General features: G+C 40.0%; 13 protein-coding genes. 9 read left to right on the top strand and 4 right to left on the bottom strand.

What is annotated here, in order from left to right; translation table 11 throughout:
- Both OCI93_RS16270 and OCI93_RS16265 read left to right on the top strand, forming a co-directional pair.
- Positions 1 to 672 carry a response regulator transcription factor gene (locus tag OCI93_RS16270; protein WP_261594495.1) on the top strand — a complete coding sequence of 224 codons (672 nt, stop codon included), beginning with the start codon at positions 1 to 3 and terminating at the stop codon, positions 670 to 672.
- Positions 665 to 1849, top strand: a complete 1185-nt coding sequence (locus tag OCI93_RS16265) for a histidine kinase (RefSeq protein WP_261594496.1) — start codon at positions 665 to 667, stop codon at positions 1847 to 1849. Before OCI93_RS16270 ends, OCI93_RS16265 begins: the two co-directional genes overlap by 8 nt.
- A gap of 4 nt (positions 1850 to 1853) precedes the next feature.
- On the opposite strand, the gene nhaR is transcribed toward OCI93_RS16265, so the two are convergent.
- Positions 1854 to 2747, bottom strand: coding sequence for a transcriptional activator NhaR (gene nhaR, locus OCI93_RS16260; protein WP_261594497.1), 894 nt, complete (start codon positions 2745 to 2747; stop codon positions 1854 to 1856).
- A 124-nt stretch (positions 2748 to 2871) separates the two neighbouring features.
- Here nhaR and OCI93_RS16255 point away from each other — a divergent pair, with 124 nt between their 5' ends.
- Positions 2872 to 3177 carry a hypothetical protein gene (locus OCI93_RS16255; protein ID WP_261594498.1) on the top strand — a complete coding sequence of 102 codons (306 nt, stop codon included), beginning with the start codon at positions 2872 to 2874 and terminating at the stop codon, positions 3175 to 3177.
- Positions 3178 to 3540: 363 nt separating this feature from the next.
- Positions 3541 to 3975, top strand: a complete 435-nt coding sequence (locus OCI93_RS16250; RefSeq protein WP_261594499.1) for a hypothetical protein — start codon at positions 3541 to 3543, stop codon at positions 3973 to 3975.
- Between the two features lie 4 nt (positions 3976 to 3979).
- Here OCI93_RS16250 and OCI93_RS16245 read toward each other — a convergent pair whose 3' ends face one another.
- Entirely contained in the window at positions 3980 to 4873 is an 894-nt protein-coding gene (locus OCI93_RS16245) for a response regulator (RefSeq protein ID WP_261594500.1), read from the bottom strand.
- A 102-nt stretch (positions 4874 to 4975) separates the two neighbouring features.
- On the opposite strand from OCI93_RS16245, the gene OCI93_RS16240 reads away from it, so the two are divergent.
- The 4 genes from OCI93_RS16240 (at position 4976) to arfB (ending at position 8437) form a co-directional block, all read left to right on the top strand.
- A complete protein-coding gene (locus OCI93_RS16240; protein ID WP_261594501.1) occupies positions 4976 to 5794 on the top strand; it encodes a coiled-coil domain-containing protein in 819 nt (272 codons plus the stop codon).
- 179 nt (positions 5795 to 5973) lie between these two features.
- On the top strand, positions 5974 to 7254 hold the full coding sequence (locus tag OCI93_RS16235; RefSeq protein ID WP_261594502.1) for an efflux RND transporter periplasmic adaptor subunit: 1281 nt from the start codon (positions 5974 to 5976) through the stop codon (positions 7252 to 7254).
- Between the two features lie 13 nt (positions 7255 to 7267).
- A complete protein-coding gene (locus OCI93_RS16230; protein ID WP_261594503.1) occupies positions 7268 to 7957 on the top strand; it encodes an ABC transporter ATP-binding protein in 690 nt (229 codons plus the stop codon).
- 66 nt (positions 7958 to 8023) lie between these two features.
- Entirely contained in the window at positions 8024 to 8437 is a 414-nt protein-coding gene (gene arfB / locus OCI93_RS16225; protein WP_261594504.1) for an alternative ribosome rescue aminoacyl-tRNA hydrolase ArfB, read from the top strand.
- A gap of 193 nt (positions 8438 to 8630) precedes the next feature.
- Here the strand turns inward: arfB and OCI93_RS16220 are convergent, their stop codons facing one another.
- Both OCI93_RS16220 and OCI93_RS16215 read right to left on the bottom strand, forming a co-directional pair.
- Complete coding sequence (locus OCI93_RS16220) at positions 8631 to 9416, bottom strand: prolyl hydroxylase family protein (RefSeq protein WP_261626830.1); 786 nt, start codon at positions 9414 to 9416, stop codon at positions 8631 to 8633.
- 205 nt (positions 9417 to 9621) lie between these two features.
- Positions 9622 to 10980 carry a hypothetical protein gene (locus OCI93_RS16215; RefSeq protein WP_261594506.1) on the bottom strand — a complete coding sequence of 453 codons (1359 nt, stop codon included), beginning with the start codon at positions 10978 to 10980 and terminating at the stop codon, positions 9622 to 9624.
- A gap of 204 nt (positions 10981 to 11184) precedes the next feature.
- On the opposite strand from OCI93_RS16215, the gene OCI93_RS16210 reads away from it, so the two are divergent.
- The coding region (locus OCI93_RS16210; protein ID WP_261626829.1) for a DUF6531 domain-containing protein at positions 11185 to 16966 on the top strand (5782 nt) is incomplete at its 3' end.

Here is a 16966-nt window from a genome sequence, read left to right as displayed (position 1 = left end):
ATGATTATATTACTGGTCGAAGACGATACCGTGCTCGCAACGCACAGTATTAACTTTTTAGCACAAGAGGGCATTGAAGTAGATTATGCCAGCACAGTGAAGCAGGCTCAGGCTATTAGCGAGCAACAACAATACGATGCCATAGTATTAGATATCAACCTGCCCGATGGAGATGGCCTCAGCTTAGCTAAGCTTTGGCAAGGCACGCGCGATGAGCCAATTTTATTTCTCAGTGCGCGGGATAAACTTGATGATAAATTAAAGGCTTTCTCATTAGGTGCCTTAGATTACTTAACAAAACCGTTTGCTTTGGCTGAACTGGCAGTTCGTATTAAGCTATTGGCAAATAAAACTTTAGTTAAAAAAAGTACCACCTTTAAACTCGACTCACTAAGCGTGGACTTACAAGCAAAAATCATTACTAGAGGACAAAGAGTAATCATACTTTCCCCACAGCAATGGCTGTTACTGTCTCTTCTCATTGAGCACTATCCTAACCCCGTTAACAAGTCTTGTATTATTAATCATATTTGGCCCGATGAAGATACGAATAATAATATGTATAAATCACTACTTACTCGGCTTCGCACCAACTTAAGTCGTGATGAGGAGGTGCCTTTACTGCACACGTTAAAAAAGCAAGGACTTGTGTTAAGGGTGGCTAATGCGTAATACCTCCATAATACGTTACCTTAGTATGCGCATTATCTTGCTGATGTTAGTACTGATGGTATGCTGGTTGGGCATCGCTAAATACGGTTATGAATTTGCGCTTGATGACAGTGCCGAACATTACTTATACTACGATGCACAGCTGGCGCAAAAACAGTTAATAACGCTCCCATTTAGTGACGACTTTAAGCTAGTCACTCGACAGCAAGACTCTTTGCCATTATCGGTGCAACAAGCATGGCGTGCGGGGCTGCTACCACTAAACCAAGTCACTTTATTGCATCAAGCAACATTAGATACCTACATTTTACCTTGGCAACCACTGAACTCGAACGCGGTTCCTATTTTTGTCCTACATTCTTTTAACTCAGAAGATACCTTATCTATTATGCCGTGGCTCGTTCTCCTCATTACGGTACTCAGTATCCCGGTTTTTTATATTGTGATCAAAAGTGCACTTAAAATAAGAGAGCAAATCAATACTCTAAAGACGTTTGTAAGCACCAACAAACAAACTGAGCAAGTCAGTAAATTTGAAGAGTTACACACATTTTATCAAGCTTTGAATATTGCACGCCAGGCGCAGCAATTTGCACAGCAGCGAGAGCGATTGGTATCGGCATATTTGAGCCATGAAGTCCGCACACCCCTTGCACAAATCCAACATGGTATATCACGCCTGCAACAACTAGATAATATGCCCTTTGAAGCAATTGATGTGTTACAAACTCTAGAGCTGTCTCAACTTAGACTTACCTCAACTAGTAATGCCGTGCTCGCGTTATGGCAACAAGATGAAGTAGCCAAGCAGCAACTTGATTTGCGAAGCATCATAACTCGCGTTGTAAATACCCATGCAAGTACCAGCCATCCTATTAAACTAACACTGGATGCTTTTGAAGTGATCAAGCCCATACACCTTGCTTTATTTGAACTGCTGATAACACAGGCAATTGAAAATGCCCTGCAACATGGAGCTTCACCACTGTTTGTTATGGTAGAGCCTAAACAGTTGATTTTTCAAAACGCTATGCCAAAAGATACAAAATCATCTTCTGGCGTTGGGCTAGGAAATTTATTAATAAAACAAATATGCCAGCGATTAAATTGGTATCATAGCTATGAAATAAAAAATAGTAAGTACACGCTTACTATTAGGTTCAAGGCAATTATGTAACATATTATGCATTTTGCGCATAGCGCACAAACTCAGAATAAATTGAGTCTTTAATGAGCCTGTCAGGCGTAAAGGCATAGTAATGCTGATATACATTTTCAATAGCCCCTATAAAACACACATCACGGTTACGCTCAATTTCACCTTTAACCGATAAAGGTGCAGGAAAGAGACCAAACCCTTGCTGACCTAATGCAACCATTAATGCACTATCATCGACATGACCTGCAATGCTTATTTCAATGCCTAACTCATCTAACCAATAATGAATAGAGCTAGTCATTGGACTAGCTTTGGCAGGTAATACAACTGGCACATCCGCCAACGTATTTGGATAATTAGCTTGTAGCTTTTGCTGCCAATCTCTTGCGCCAAAAAAACCTAACTGACTTTTACCTATTTCATGGCAAAACACTTTAAAAGGGAGGCTACTATCTAGTGGTTTATCAGCTAGCACCAAATCAAGCTTATGCGTCGCCATTTGCGCCAGTAACTCGGCTTGTTGACCATCAATACAATGCAAATTAGCAATGCGTTCATTTTCAATCAAAGGAGCAAGCCATTTAGATACCAATGATTTAGGCAGCGCATCAGATATACCCACTTTAAGCGTGCGAGATAATGAACCAATGTCGCCTTGGGTCGTTTCAAGCCACTCATTCGCAATCGTAAACATATCATCTGCATATTGCTGAGTTATTTGTCCAAACTCAGTTAAACGTAAACCTCGTCCCTCTCGTAAAAACAAAGACTTGCCGAGACGTTGTTCTAAGCTGGTGATCTGTGCGCTGACTGTTTGTGGGGTTAAATGTAGTATTTTACTTGCGCCAGCAATGCTACCATGGCGACTCACCTGCCAAAAATAATACAGATGGTTATAATTAATGTTGGTTATCATTCGTTAATACCTACCAATAAGTAAGAAATAATCAGCTTTTTTCTTTTCATATACCTTAGTAGATTTACATAGTACCTGCAATTGCAGTGCGATAAGTTGAATCAACTAACACATGAGCCTAGCTATGAAACTAAAGTTATCAATTAAAGACAAAACAATAATGACCTCAGCAATGAGGGTAAGGCTGTCAAAACTGATAGCTGCACAGTTAAATAAATATGCCCTAAACATTCGCACTGTTGAGCTACATATTGACGATATTGAGTCTCGTCAGCATGGCATTATGAAGCAATGTCGAATCAACTTGCTGCTTCCAGGGCTGCCAGATATTAGGCTCAAAGCAAAAGGCAACAATATGCTGCAAGCAATAAAACGTGCGCTACAAAATAGCCAAACTTTATTGGCACAAAAATATGCTATTTCTAATTAACACCATGTTTAGATAAAAGTTTTAAAAATAGTAAATACGTTATACCCAAATTTATCATCCAATGATGATTTTTCGTTCAATATCAAGATGCTTTTATGCAGTCATAGCTAGCTATTACAAATGAAAGCAGATAGAGGACTAAATAGCTTATCCAGGACTAAGGTTAACGCGTTTAATTTGTTACTTTTGCTTTTCCATAAAGCGCGAAAGTAAGCACGTTAGCAGGTATTTTACAGCTACATCAGTTCCATTCATCCCAAGCACTTGCAGTGGCATGGATGCCACTCTATTTAACAGACCATACTCAGGTTTTTTCGCTCGCTGCCGATAAGCACATATACTGTAGCTAAATACTCCCTTATTATGAAAATAACGCCAACAATTCATCAACCCGCAGTGAGTGCCAAATCAAACACCTCATCAAATAATAGCCTGCTGACCAAAGAGGTTGGAAAGCCATTACGGTTATCTCAACGTGATACGAATACATTATCAACACAACAAACTGAACAATCAGAAAAGGGGAAAAGTAAATCAAAATTACCGGCACACATAGAAGCGCTAATAGAGCAGAAGAAAGAGTTAAAAGAACAAATTGAAGAACAACAAAAAATCCTTGAAAGCCTCAAATCTAGAAATGACTTAGACGCTCAAATAAAACAAGATTTAGTTAAGCAGCAAACAGAGTACTTAGCGCAATTGCAAATACAGCTACTGAGCGTATCAAGAGCTCTGCAAGATGCACTCAAAAAGTCCGGCGTAAATGATCCCAGTCAATTGGTAGATGTCCTTACCTAAATAACTAAAAGCCTACTAACAATACTTTTCCAAGTGCCATACCATCGCGCTGGCAACTAAAATCAATTCGGCTATCTAATTGCGTTTCATAAAGAGATTCTAACTTCCTAAAAGGGGTACCAATAAACTTAACCGCTTTTATACGTAAGCTCATGCGGGTACGCTTATCTAAAAACGCATAAGCTGTCGCACTGAGAGTGTGCTTACAAGACTCTAAAATGTCATTTGAAAGGATATTTTGATGAATTGCTTGGTGAATTTCTTGTTTATCAATATCATGATGGCTACTGGCTAATATACAAGTGGCATACACATCTAATAAGCCAACAGCTCTCACTTTTTGCGTATTTCTATCTTCGTACATGGCCATCACACATGGCACTTTCGTTTCATCAAAATATTGTGGTTTTATTGATTGAATAACAAGCTCTTTATCAACATGCTTATGAATTAGGCGCTCTAGTTGATTAAGCTTTGGTAGCGCAAGCTCACCATTAATTTCGACTTCCTCAAGCATAATTAGGCTTTCTTCAGTGCCTTGAACCAACGGCAGTAATTGCTCGTGTAAATCTTGATCTGAAAATGGTTTTGAGAGTACAAATCGAGCACCTGCCTGCAGTGCTTCATCTACTTGCTCCTTCTCATCAACCGTTGTGATCATAGCAACCGTCATATTCAATTGTCGTTTTTTTATTGCTCGCAGCAGCGCTAGCCCTGACAAATCAGGCATATACCAGTCGGTTAAAACAATATCAGGTTGCCAGTTGCCGATTTCTTTTAAAGCGCCTTTTACGCTACTGGCTTTTCTGATCAATAGCTTTCGATAACCAAACTTTTCTAACGCTCGCCTCACAATCTCTAACGTTGCTTGGCTATCATCAACAATTAATATCTTCACATTTAACCACTTTATACAAAAACTTGTTTTTTATTATAGGCATATTTTTTATGTATCACTAAACTGAACAATAGTTTCCAATTGAAGTAAGTAAAAAATACAATGCAGAGTTTCAATTTACCCGCTGATGTTTACCAGTATATCGCCATCAACATTGGTTTACTCATTTTAGCAGCATGGTTTTACATCTTGCTACTTATACTGCGCGAATTTAGACACTTTGCAACGGGCATGATCCAACAACAGCCTAACACACAAAACCAAGACATTTTAAATATCTGTAGAGAATCGGTCGACAATGCGCTCAATTACGTTAACGATAATAGTGACACGATTGCGCAACTGTCACTTATCCAAAACACTTTAGAGCAGCAACTCAACGAAATTCGCAACTCAACAAAAGATCATATAACGCCCAAAGAAGAAGCTTCTATCAAAGCTCTGAACCAGAAACTGATTCAATCTCATGCACTAATTAGAAAATTAAAAGGCGACCTAGATAAAAGCACAGGCATACTTAAACATGCCAAAAAGAAGCTATATAGCCAGCATGATGAAATTGAAACATTACAAAAAGAGCATCAACAATTACAAGAAAAATATGAAGCAATCCAATCACAAACAGAGCCTCCCACTGAAAGTATTCAGAAAATGGCAACAAACTTTGAGCGTGAGAAAGCAACCATGACTGACATAATAAACAGTTACAAACAGCAAATTGCCGAACAGAACCAAGCGCTAGAGCAACTTTCTTTGCAAGCAGACAACACACATGAAGGCACAGATTTAAACGAAATAAAAACTGAGCTTGAACAAACAAAACAAGCTTTAAAGCACCTTACAAAAGAGAAAAAATTCATTGAAAGCAGGTATTTAGAATTGACTAAGAAAAAAGGAGGTAAATCATCAGATCAGGACTAACATTCCAAAAAATAAATGAATGATGAAAAAATCAATACAAAAAATTAACTTTAGTGACATACTTTAAAAAACAATGTATTTTAGTTACATATCTTTATCATGTCTCTGTCGTAATTTTAAAAATGAATTGAAATAAGAGCCAATATAGTTTGACCGTCAAATGGGAAAAAGGATTACATATGACGTATATATCAGATACCAGCACTCAAGATACACAAATACAAAAACAACACTCAAAAGTAACCCTCTTCATTACCATCTCAGGGCTCATTGCGCTGCTTGTATTTTCCTATTTTATTATTGCGCCCGCGTTTGCAAATTGGAGTAGCGGAAAAAGTGCCATTGCACTCGATAAGCTTAGAATTGCTCAAGTAGAAAAAGGCCTATTCATCAAAGACTTTTCATTACAAGGAAAAGTGATTGCGGCTAGGCGTCCAGTGCTTTATAGCCCTGCCCAAGGTACCGTAACGTATCTTGTTGAAGCTGGAGATAGCGTAGTAAAAGGGCAAGCTTTGGCAAACATAGAAAGTCACGAGCTAAAAAGCCTTTACAATCAAGAGCTTGCAAATTTAACCAAATTAAAAACCCACCTTGAGCGAGAGAAAATTCAAGTAAAAAAGTCAAACCTGCAGCAAGATAACCTCATTGGCAAAGCTGAAGTAGCACTCAATGCCGCACAAAGAGAAATGCGGCGCTCTGAAGAAGCAATGAAAGACAATGTAATCAGTGATATAGATTATCAAAAAGCCAAAGATGATTTACAAAATGCAAAGCGTGAATATCAGCATGTACTTAAAGAGGTTGCGCTACTCAAAGAGAGCCAGAAATTTGAAATTCAAACTCGTGAGCTTGAGCTGGAATCACAAAAAGTTAAAGTCACAGAATTAAAACGACAAGTAGATGGCTTACAAATTGCGTCACCTGTTACAGGAATAGTGGGTAATTTAAATGTTCAACAAAAAAATGCCGTAGCAAAAAATCAAGCACTCTTAAGAGTCATAGATCTCACCCAATATGAATTAGAGATACAAATTCCCGAAAGCTACGCAGATGACTTAGCGCTTGGTATGGAAACACAGATCACACTTAATCAATCCCAATATAGCGGTGAACTTGTTGCTATTTCTCCTGAAATATCTCAAGGGACCGTTAGGGGTAAAGTTCGCTTTAAAGATAACACGCTAACCGGCCTTAGACAAAATCAGCGCCTAACTACACGTATAATACTTGAGCAAAAAAACAATACAGCTTTTTTACCCAGAGGGCAGTTTATTAATAGCCATAACGGTCAATTTGCTTATGTATTAAACGGCGAGGAAGCGATTAAAACACCAGTCAAATTAGGGTCACGCAGTTTGGCACAAGTAGAAATTATTTCAGGTCTAAAGCAAGGTGATCGCGTGATAGTTTCTGATACAGAGATTTTTAAAGACGCACAAAGTGTGCGCATATTACAATAACAAGGACCGACGTATGTTGAAGATGCAAAATATTACCAAAACATTCTTTACAGACAGCGTAAAAACTCAGGCTTTACAACCTTTTAATTTAGTCATTGAACAAGGAGAGTTTGTCAGTGTAATAGGGCCCTCAGGCTCAGGTAAAACCACCTTCTTAAATATTGCAGGTTTACTAGAAGATCACAGTGCTGGCCTTTATGAGCTTGATGGGAACGACGTTTCTAACATGAAAGATAAACAGAAATCGTCTTATCGTAATGAAAAAATCGGCTTTATTTTTCAAAGCTTTAACCTTATTCCTGAACTTAATTTATACGATAATATCGATATGCCGCTGCGCTATAGAAAATTTACCGCTAGTGAGCGTGACCAACGTATAATGCAAGCTTTGCAACAAGTAGGGCTTGCTGGGAGGAAAAGTCACTATCCATCGCAGCTGTCAGGTGGTCAACAACAACGTGTTGCCATTGCACGAGCGGTCGCAGGCTCCCCTTCTATGATTTTAGCTGATGAGCCGACAGGGAATTTAGATTCAAAAATGGCCGATGGCATTATGTCTTTACTTAAAGATATAAATGCGCAAGGCACCAGTATTATCATGGTGACACACGACAATGAACAAGCTGCACTTGCTAATCGTATAATACAAATAAAAGATGGTTACCTTGATGAGTGCGAGCCTAGAGCAAAAGCTATCGCATAGGCAAATTTTTATCACTATGTTAGATATGATAAGATCACCGCATGAATAACCCACTCAGTACTCATTATGTTACGCATCTCCAACCATGTTGAAATTGCTTCATGGGAAATAGAACTCAATGCCATTCGTGCTCAAGGGGCGGGTGGTCAGAATGTTAATAAAGTATCCAGTGCCATCCACCTCAAGTTTGACATCGGAAACTCTTCACTGCCTGAGTTTTATAAACAACGCTTATTAGCACTCAACGATAATCGTATTACAAAAGAGGGGGTTGTGGTCATAAAATCGCAGTCTCACCGCACCCAAGAAATGAATAAAGAAGAGGCACTACAAAGGCTCAAAAACCTCATCTTAGAGGCCACAAAAATGCAAAAAGCACGCCGTGAAACCAAACCAACGAGAAGCGCAAAACGTAAACGAGTAGAAAGTAAAGTAAAACGCGGACAAACCAAAAACCTCAGAGGGAAAGTACAGTTTTAAAGCAGAAAACTAAGCGTCACTTGATGTATTGAGCAAACATTAAATACGCGGTTTAGACATCAACTCACTAAAATTAAGTTATCACGTTCTAGCTGGATATTCTTTATAAAATACAATGACTAAAAGACATTGCAAAAGCCATATCAAAATACAGTTTTGATTTTACCTGACAGTGAATGAGCAATCCCTTATTTTATTCAAATGAACGCGTCCTAAACCACTTCGTAATAACATACTTACACCCTTCTAATACGGGCTTAGCATGATGTAACGTTGATGAATTTCCAAAGCCTAACGTATTTAGATTGTTCCAAACGAGTGCGCAGCCTTGCTGAGGTGAAAACTCCATGTCTAGCTTTTCAAAAAATGTCTCGCCACCTTTAGGTGTTGTATTTAGGTAGACCATAAAACTCCATGTCCTTTGACCTAAAGGTGTAGTGTACCTCCCATAATCAGGTTCACCCGCATTAAAAAAATCAGTATGCGCTTTAAACTCTTGCCCAATATCATATTTTTGCCCTTGTATTGGCTCGGAGTTAAAACTGGGTAGTCCCATTGTCTGAGCAATTCGCATATCTAATACATTTATAAATGGATGACTTTGCTCTTCTAAGTAGCATGTACTGCTTGTTCGAAATAAGTCATCACCATTTGATGCCGTTACTTCTGAAGGACGTAATTTAGAATCTATGATCGATATTACCTGCTCACACTCAGAAGGGATCATAAAGTGAGGCACCCAAAAAATTTGGGCTTTATCTGTATCAATTTTTTTTACTTTTGGATTTCGAGTAATAGCAACAGTTGCAAGTAAATTGAAATCTAGGTGATCAGGGTAATCATCGCCTAGTAACTCTTTAACATAATTTAGCGGTACACCTTCTTTACAAATTAGCTGTACCATCTCTTCAACACAACACCCTCGTTGAAGGTTAACCTTGCACCATTGAACCCACTCTTCATAATTTTCAATACTCATATCTATGCTTTTCGATTCACTTTATTATTATTGGATCCAGTAATACCAATTGCATTAAATAAATGACCAGATATTGCGGCTGATAAATGGTTTAGTAACTAGGCAGCAAACGTTTCAGTATGTAGTTATTCTACATGGGTCATTTAGCTCGCTAGAATAATCAATGTTTTAATAAAATTTGCATAACACTTTACTGTTATGCAAATTACAATTGAGGTGGAATATAACCTGTCGGTATAAAATGACAAAATATATTAGCGTACGCTCTTCCAACCAATGGCTCAACCCGGCTGTGTTCAAGCCTAGCGCTTTCGTAAAAAATGGCTTCACCTGGCTTTAAAATCATTGAATGAGTTCGATAAAGGTTATCTTCAATTTGTAGAGGCCACTCAATATCAATATCTTGGTGTACATTAATGATGCAACTTATAACATGAGTAGCAATGCGATCTCTATGCGGTTTTAAAGTTGCCCCATTATGATATGTTCTTATACCATATACATAAGTTGGTTCAAGCTCTACACCCGCCCAACTCGACAATAAAGGCTGCATGGTTTGATGTATATATGTACACATAGAGTCGGATAATTTAAGCAAATGGCTTGGTGATATATGTTTAACTTCGCTTTTAATAAAATCGCCTTCACCTTGAAGCTCTTCTTCATCTAGCTCTTTGTTATTATGATAAAAATCGGTTAATTTTTTAACAAAACCTTCCTCTAACGTTACTTTTTTGAACCCATCCAAGGTGTAGTTTTCTACCATCTCATTTAACGTTTTTTTATAGAGTAATCGATTGTTATATGAGTAAAAATATTTAACCAACATATGCTGCTGTTTGCCCGGATTGGGGTTGTGCAAATAACACATCTGTTCGTCACTTTGTCCACTCACTAACTTGTTTTGCCAAAATACAAAATCACCTTGCTCAAACACAAGATCACTATTAAGTTGAGGAAATTGGGTTGCTCTTGCATGCATATCTTGTGACAGGTAAATCACAACAGAGAATATACTCATGTCTAACATAGCATTACGTTGATGTGTACTTTGAAAACACTCATAAGTTTGTAAATATAGTGGGCTGCTGCATACCCTATCAACGCCAACTAACTTACAAATTCGTGTATCTATATCTTTTACTAATACGTCACCCACCAATGATAAATCATAGGTCTTTGTGCTTTTATAGTCATCACAATGGCTAAGTTCAGTGACTAGGCTATTATTCAGCATATTCATTCTTGTGCTATTTAATAATGTATTTGTTTCAAGCTCATTTAAAAAACCATCCACTTTCAGTAATCTACAGTCGCCTATTAGACACTCCTTCGCATTCGGTAAAAATAATATATTTTGTGGAATATCATATAAATGAGTTTGCTCATGCTCAGAGACATCACTCTCTTTTATCATCAATTTATTCGTATGTGCACTTTCTATGTAAGCAAAAAGTGCGTCAGGGTCTTCGTCACTAAGCACTTTAAAAATAAACTCCTTATCAGCGCCTTGTGCAATACAATCATCAACCCAATTGCAAACGGCAGTGGTTAACTGTGTCATTTAATATCCAACTTTAAAACTCTCTTTACTACCTCTTCCTTCATTTTCCAAAAAAGTTAAATCACTTTTAGCTTTTTATGAGGGCATGTTGTTCAGATAGATACAATTTTGTTAAAAAAAACGTAAAAAACCAAATTTATATTAAACATTTTAAAAAAAACGTGGAAGAGGTATTTAGATTAATAAAAATAAAATGAGCATTTAATGAGCGCTATTATTTCAGGCGAAGGCTTAGGTCTTTTCAACAACACTTCTTCACACCTAGATCACCACAATCGTGCGGCGCACGGACAAGCATCAGAGAATATATTTGTTAATGCAGCCACGGGTAATTTAGTTCTACAAAATCAAGATGAACAAGTGAAAGGGCTGGGCTTAGGCTTGGGCGTGATGCGTACCTACAATAGTTTGGGACATTTTGATAGTGACAATTTGCTTGGAAATAACGACCAATGGCGCTTAGGGTTTTTAAAGTCAATCTCACTTGAAGGCACAAAGAACCAAGCGGGCAGTGTGGTTACACGGGTGACGGCGGATGGCTTTGCTCAGCGCTTTAACTATGATGCGGCTAAGGGCCATTATGTAAGTACATCGGGCAGTGGTGCTCATGATACGTTAACGCTGAGCAGCGATGGCAGTGCCACACTGAATATTGATGGTCAAAACCAATTAGAGCGTTACGATACACAAGGTCGCTTAACAGCGATGCTCAGTCAGCAAGGTCATGAAACAACAATTACCTATGCACAAGGCCGAGCAAGTCATATTACCACTAAAACAGACAGTGGTACTGAAACAACATCACTCCAGTATAACGCCCAAGGGTTACTTGAGCGCATTCAAACCCAAGCAGGCACAAGCAATGCACAAACTCGGGTGTACTATGGGTATGATGGCAACCAGCGCCTGTCATCAGTTAAAGTCGATTTAACTCCTGATGACAATTCTATTGCCGATGGCAAGGTGTATGAAACCAAATACACCTACCACGGTGATAGCAACCGCGTTCGCACTGTTAGCCAATCAGACGGTACGGCACTGACTATAGGCTATGAAGCGCATGGTGATGATTACCGCGTTAAAACCCTACAAGACGGACAGGGCAATACCACTGCTTATCAATATGTGTCTGATTCACACACGCGTGTAACGTTAGGTAATTCGCAGATTGACTACTACTTCAATTCAAACAAGCGGCTCGCGGCCATTGAGCGTGTCATAGATGGTCAGCATGTACGAGAAGAGTATGAGTACAATAACGCGGGGCAAGTGATAGAAATTCAAAATGGCTTAGGTCAAGAAAAGACTTTCTTCTATGACGATATCGGTAACCTAACGACTCAAATAGATGCGGATGGGGTCACAATTACGAACAGCTATAACAAGTATAACCAACTAATATCAGAACAAAAGGGCGACAATACCAACTACTTTATTTATGACAACAATCAGCGTCTGCGCTTTACTTTAGGTGCTGACAGCAGCGTAGTAGAGTATCGTTACAATGCTTTAGGCCAACGCGTTAGCCAACATGTATACACCAAGGCGCTCTACAGCAGTACTGAACGAGATCTGACTGCACTACAGAGCTATATGAGCTTTGAAGATAAAACCCAACAACGCAGTGATTATAGCTACGACTTTAGAGGCCAACTGAGCACCGTAACCCGCTACAACAGCGTAAACAGCCAGGGTCAAGGAATTGATGGCAACACCACACGCTATGTGTATGACGCGCATGGTAAGTTATTACAAGAAACCACCCCACGTGGTGTTATTACCCAAGGCACAGATAACGACTTTAGTACCACCTACAGCTACGATGGCTTAGGGCGCTTGCTCAGCAAAACCGACGCCAATCAAGCGCAAACCACTTACACTTACGATGATGCCAACCAACGCATTGGCACACAATACGCTAATGGCTTGTGGCAAACACAGGTGTTTGACAAAGCAGGGCAATTGGTTGTGAATGTTGAAGGCACCTCGCTGGGTAATAACATTTATGGTACAGAACGTATTTACTATAACCGCGAAGGCCAAGCGGTTGCCACGAAAGACAAACAGGGGGCGATTAGCTATACCTTATATGATGAGTCGGGCAATAAAGCAGCCACGGTGAGCAAAACAGGCGCAGTCACTCGTCTACACTATGACCAAGCAGGTCGGGTAACACAAACCATTCAATACGCACAAAAGGTCAACACCTCACAGTGGCTTTCCTCAGGTGGCGCGATGGTCAAAACCCTCGCACAACTTGATAACGACCTTAAAGAGCAGGACAATCATGCAGAAAACCGAAGTAGCTATACGCTCTATACATCAGCAGGTAAGATTGCATTTAAAATAGATGCTCAAGGGTACGGTAAAGAATACATATACAATAAAACAGGCCGACTAGTAGCAACCAAGCGTCATGCAGCGCCTTTAAGTGAAAATGCTTTTTTAAGAGGACGATTAGCACAACTCTTAACACCCAATATTCATGGGCATTTTTCTTTAAAGAATAACGATTCACACACCCGCGAAGAGAAAGAGCAGTTCGTATTTGAGCGGGCAAACACATCCAGGTCAACATATCCTTATTTAGTTTCTAATAGAAACTTTTCATTGACTGATAACAAAACTATTGTAACGGAACTAGAAATAGGGTCTGAAGCATCTGGCTCATACTTGCTAGCGGGGTTAGACAATACACACACACTAAGCAGCAATAAGCGCTTTAGATATAGCGTTCGCTTCACAGACGGTAAAATACAGGTAAGTTACTACAAAAACTCTAAATCAATTATCAACAAGACTGTAGCCACATACCAAGCCAATCAAACTTGGGTTGCTCGCTGGGATACATCAAGCTTAGGTGTCAAACTGTCCATTTATAATAAATCAACAGGTGCCAGCACAGCAATTGTTCATAAACTAAATTCAGCAGATTTGGAAGGTGCTTTAGGTATAAATTCGCTGTATTTTAAGGCTATTGGCAACCCAAGACCTGACGCAAATGGTAGCGTTATTAAAATGAAAGTGAGCCAATTAGGCGAACTTCAGACAGTTGAACGACAAACTTCAACATCAGATACTGGCATATCTCTGTTCGACTATAAAGAGGGTGATGGCTTTCATGCGGATAATTCGGGGGGCGTTGTATTCCGCCATAGTGATACCGCAGAGTCGAATTGGCCTGAAATGACATCGAAAAACGCTTTTTCATTAATGGAGGGACGCTCATTTCAAACGGTAATAAGCATAACTGGTAATACTAACGAGAGCTACTTATTGGCAGGACTAGACAACCTTGAAAAGTTGAGTAGTGGCAATCGATTCCGCTACAGTTTGCGATTAAGAGATGGTGAAATAGCAGCAAGTTACTACAATCACAGTAGGGAAGTTAGCAATAAATCTTTAGGTAATTATAGTGCCGGTGACAAGCTTGTTGTACGCTGGGATATGCACCAAAACGGAGCAACTCTGACAGTTTATAATGAGGAGTTGGGTGCACATACAGCCAAAACTCACTCAATTGAAGTAACCGATACACTTTGGTATGGCAGTACTTATTTTAAAGCATTAGGGCCAGCACCAAGCGCAACAAGCGGCCAATTTAAAATAGAAAATATACATATTAGTGATGCTTTCAAGCTAAGTCATCATAAATCGGTGAATGTTGAGGGTGACCAAGTTATTTTTACAAGGGATGCAACAAGTAGTAGTCAGTGGCCCAGCTATCAGAGCTTGCAAGGATTTTCATTATCAGACAATAAAGTAATAGAAACTACTTTTACTATTGGAGATATAGCTGAAGACAGTTATTTGCTAGCGACACTTGATAACACTTTAAAGAATCGATTTCGCTATAGTTTGAAGTTAAACTCTGGAGAGTTGGAAGTAAAGTATACCGAGGCAGGTAGTGCTAGACAGGCGATCCCAATAAGTCGCTATCTTGGTAGCTACAATGCAAATGATACCTTAGTCGCTCGTTGGATAACAGATAAGGATGGTATTACTTTACAGGTGTACAAGCAGTCAGAAATAATTGGAAAAACGTGGTCCCATCGCATTGAAGTTACTGATGAGCAATGGGATGGCGATGTTTACTTTAAAGCATTAGGTAACCCGAGAAAAGGCGCTAATGGCAGTGTCATAAATATGCAAAAGGTGACGATATCTGATGCATCTAGAGATGACTACTTTCACTATACTACTGCGGGTCAGCTGGAATATAAAACCGACCCACAAGGCTATGTAACTCAATATTACTACGATAAAGCAGGTAATGAAATTGCGCAGCGTCGCTACAAAAACACCGGCCTACCGGGCCATATCATAGAGTCACCCCACGACCGCATTCACCACACTTTTTACGATGGTCAAGGTCGCGTTATTGGCTCGCTCTCAGCGGATGGAGCACTGACCACCTTCACTTACAACAAAGACGGTCAAAAACAATCACAAAGCACTTATCACAACCAAGTGCGCAACCACATCATTGGCATGCCTTTAGCGCTGCCTGATGGGGATAAAACCACCACCCGTTGGACCTACAATGCCAATGGGCAGGTTGAACGAGAGCTCCGCGCTGATTCATCTGAAACTCATTATCACTACGATGCCATGGGGCAGCTAGTAGAGGTTAGCAAAAAGGACGCAAAGCGAGGTGATATTAGCACCGAGCGCTACCAATATGACCAACAAGGGCGTTTGGTATCTAGTTTAGACGGCAGTCAAAATGCAGAGCTTGGCGCGGATGCCACCCAAGCACAAATTAACAGCAAAGCGGCTCAAGAAGGTGCCCGCACCGAATACGATATTTTAGGCAATATTCGCCTAACGAGCGACCGCGAAGGGGCACAAACCCGTTATTACTATGATGCGCAAGGCAATAGGCGCTATCAAATTGACGGCGAAGGTCAAGTGACTGAGTATCGTTATAACACGTTCAATCAACGTACCGATGTACTGCGTTATCATACCCAATTAAGTGCCGAACAGATTAGCTCTGCGGGCTTGATTGGGGGCCTTGTTAGTAACAAAACCAGCGATGGTACAAAAACAGTTGCGGCTTATTTAACAGACAAGCTAGCCGATAGTGAGCAATTTCATGAGCAACTAGACTACGATACACGGGGCTTGGTCAGTGAAAAAACCGATGCGCAAGGGTATAAAACCATCCTTGAGTACAATGCCTTTGCGCAGCTAGTTAAACAGTCACAACAAACCCATGCAACGCTATTTAATAAACAGCGCAATGAAGCTGGCAAGGCGCTTATTCATACCGAGTTTGGTTACGATAAGCGCGGCTTGCAAACGTCAAGTACTTTAAACGCCGCAAGCCTTACCCAAACAACTCATAAAGAATACGATGCCTTTGGTCGTTTAACCAAAACCATTGACGGCAACGGCAATGAGACTGATATCAGTGACAGCGTTAATGGCACCGATGATAAAATTGGTCGGGTAGTGAGTACCACACAAGTGGTGGATGGTGCCACGCGCACAATAGAAACTCGCTACGATATGCAAGGGCGTAAACTGTCAGTTAAAAATGCGTCAGGGCATAGCACGCGCTATGAGTACGAAGACAGCACGAATACCACTACAGTGTTCCAACCAAATGGCGCGCAAGTTAAAACCACGCGTAACGGCCAAGGGCAAGTAGCGTCAGTAACACAACTTGATACACAAGGTAATACCCTGAGCACCAGCGCGTTTGAATATGATGCCAGTGGTAATCTCATCAAAACGTTACTCAACGATGAGGTGCAGTCACATAAACAGTACGATAAAAATAACCGCGTGTACTTAGTCACCGATGCTAATGGCAATCAAGTTGAGACCCAGTACGATAATGTAGGCCGTGTTACGGCTAGTATTGTTGACCCAAGCGGCTTAAAGCTGACCACGACGTTTGAGCATAACAAGCATGGCAGCGAAGTCATTAAGAGCGAGCAAATTAATACCGTTGTCAGTGGGGGCATTCAAACAGCAG

This window comes from Pseudoalteromonas holothuriae (assembly GCF_945859825.1).
Classification (GTDB): domain Bacteria; phylum Pseudomonadota; class Gammaproteobacteria; order Enterobacterales; family Alteromonadaceae; genus Pseudoalteromonas; species Pseudoalteromonas holothuriae.
The sequence above is the reverse complement of the archived record's forward strand: the minus strand, read 5'-3'. Positions and strand labels throughout refer to the sequence as shown.

Bases quoted from the DNA above. Each gene is read 5' to 3' on its own strand.
- OCI93_RS16250 (WP_261594499.1), top strand. From the start codon at position 3,541: ATGAAAATAACGCCAACAATTCATCAACCCGCAGTGAGTGCCAAATCA.
- OCI93_RS16215 (WP_261594506.1), bottom strand. From the start codon at position 10,980: ATGACACAGTTAACCACTGCCGTTTGCAATTGGGTTGATGATTGTATT.
- OCI93_RS16220 (WP_261626830.1), bottom strand. From the start codon at position 9,416: ATGAGTATTGAAAATTATGAAGAGTGGGTTCAATGGTGCAAGGTTAAC.
- OCI93_RS16255 (WP_261594498.1), top strand. From the start codon at position 2,872: ATGAAACTAAAGTTATCAATTAAAGACAAAACAATAATGACCTCAGCA.
- arfB (WP_261594504.1), top strand. From the start codon at position 8,024: ATGTTACGCATCTCCAACCATGTTGAAATTGCTTCATGGGAAATAGAA.
- OCI93_RS16235 (WP_261594502.1), top strand. From the start codon at position 5,974: ATGACGTATATATCAGATACCAGCACTCAAGATACACAAATACAAAAA.
- OCI93_RS16265 (WP_261594496.1), top strand. From the start codon at position 665: ATGCGTAATACCTCCATAATACGTTACCTTAGTATGCGCATTATCTTG.
- OCI93_RS16240 (WP_261594501.1), top strand. From the start codon at position 4,976: ATGCAGAGTTTCAATTTACCCGCTGATGTTTACCAGTATATCGCCATC.
- OCI93_RS16270 (WP_261594495.1), top strand. From the start codon at position 1: ATGATTATATTACTGGTCGAAGACGATACCGTGCTCGCAACGCACAGT.
- nhaR (WP_261594497.1), bottom strand. From the start codon at position 2,747: ATGATAACCAACATTAATTATAACCATCTGTATTATTTTTGGCAGGTG.
- OCI93_RS16230 (WP_261594503.1), top strand. From the start codon at position 7,268: ATGTTGAAGATGCAAAATATTACCAAAACATTCTTTACAGACAGCGTA.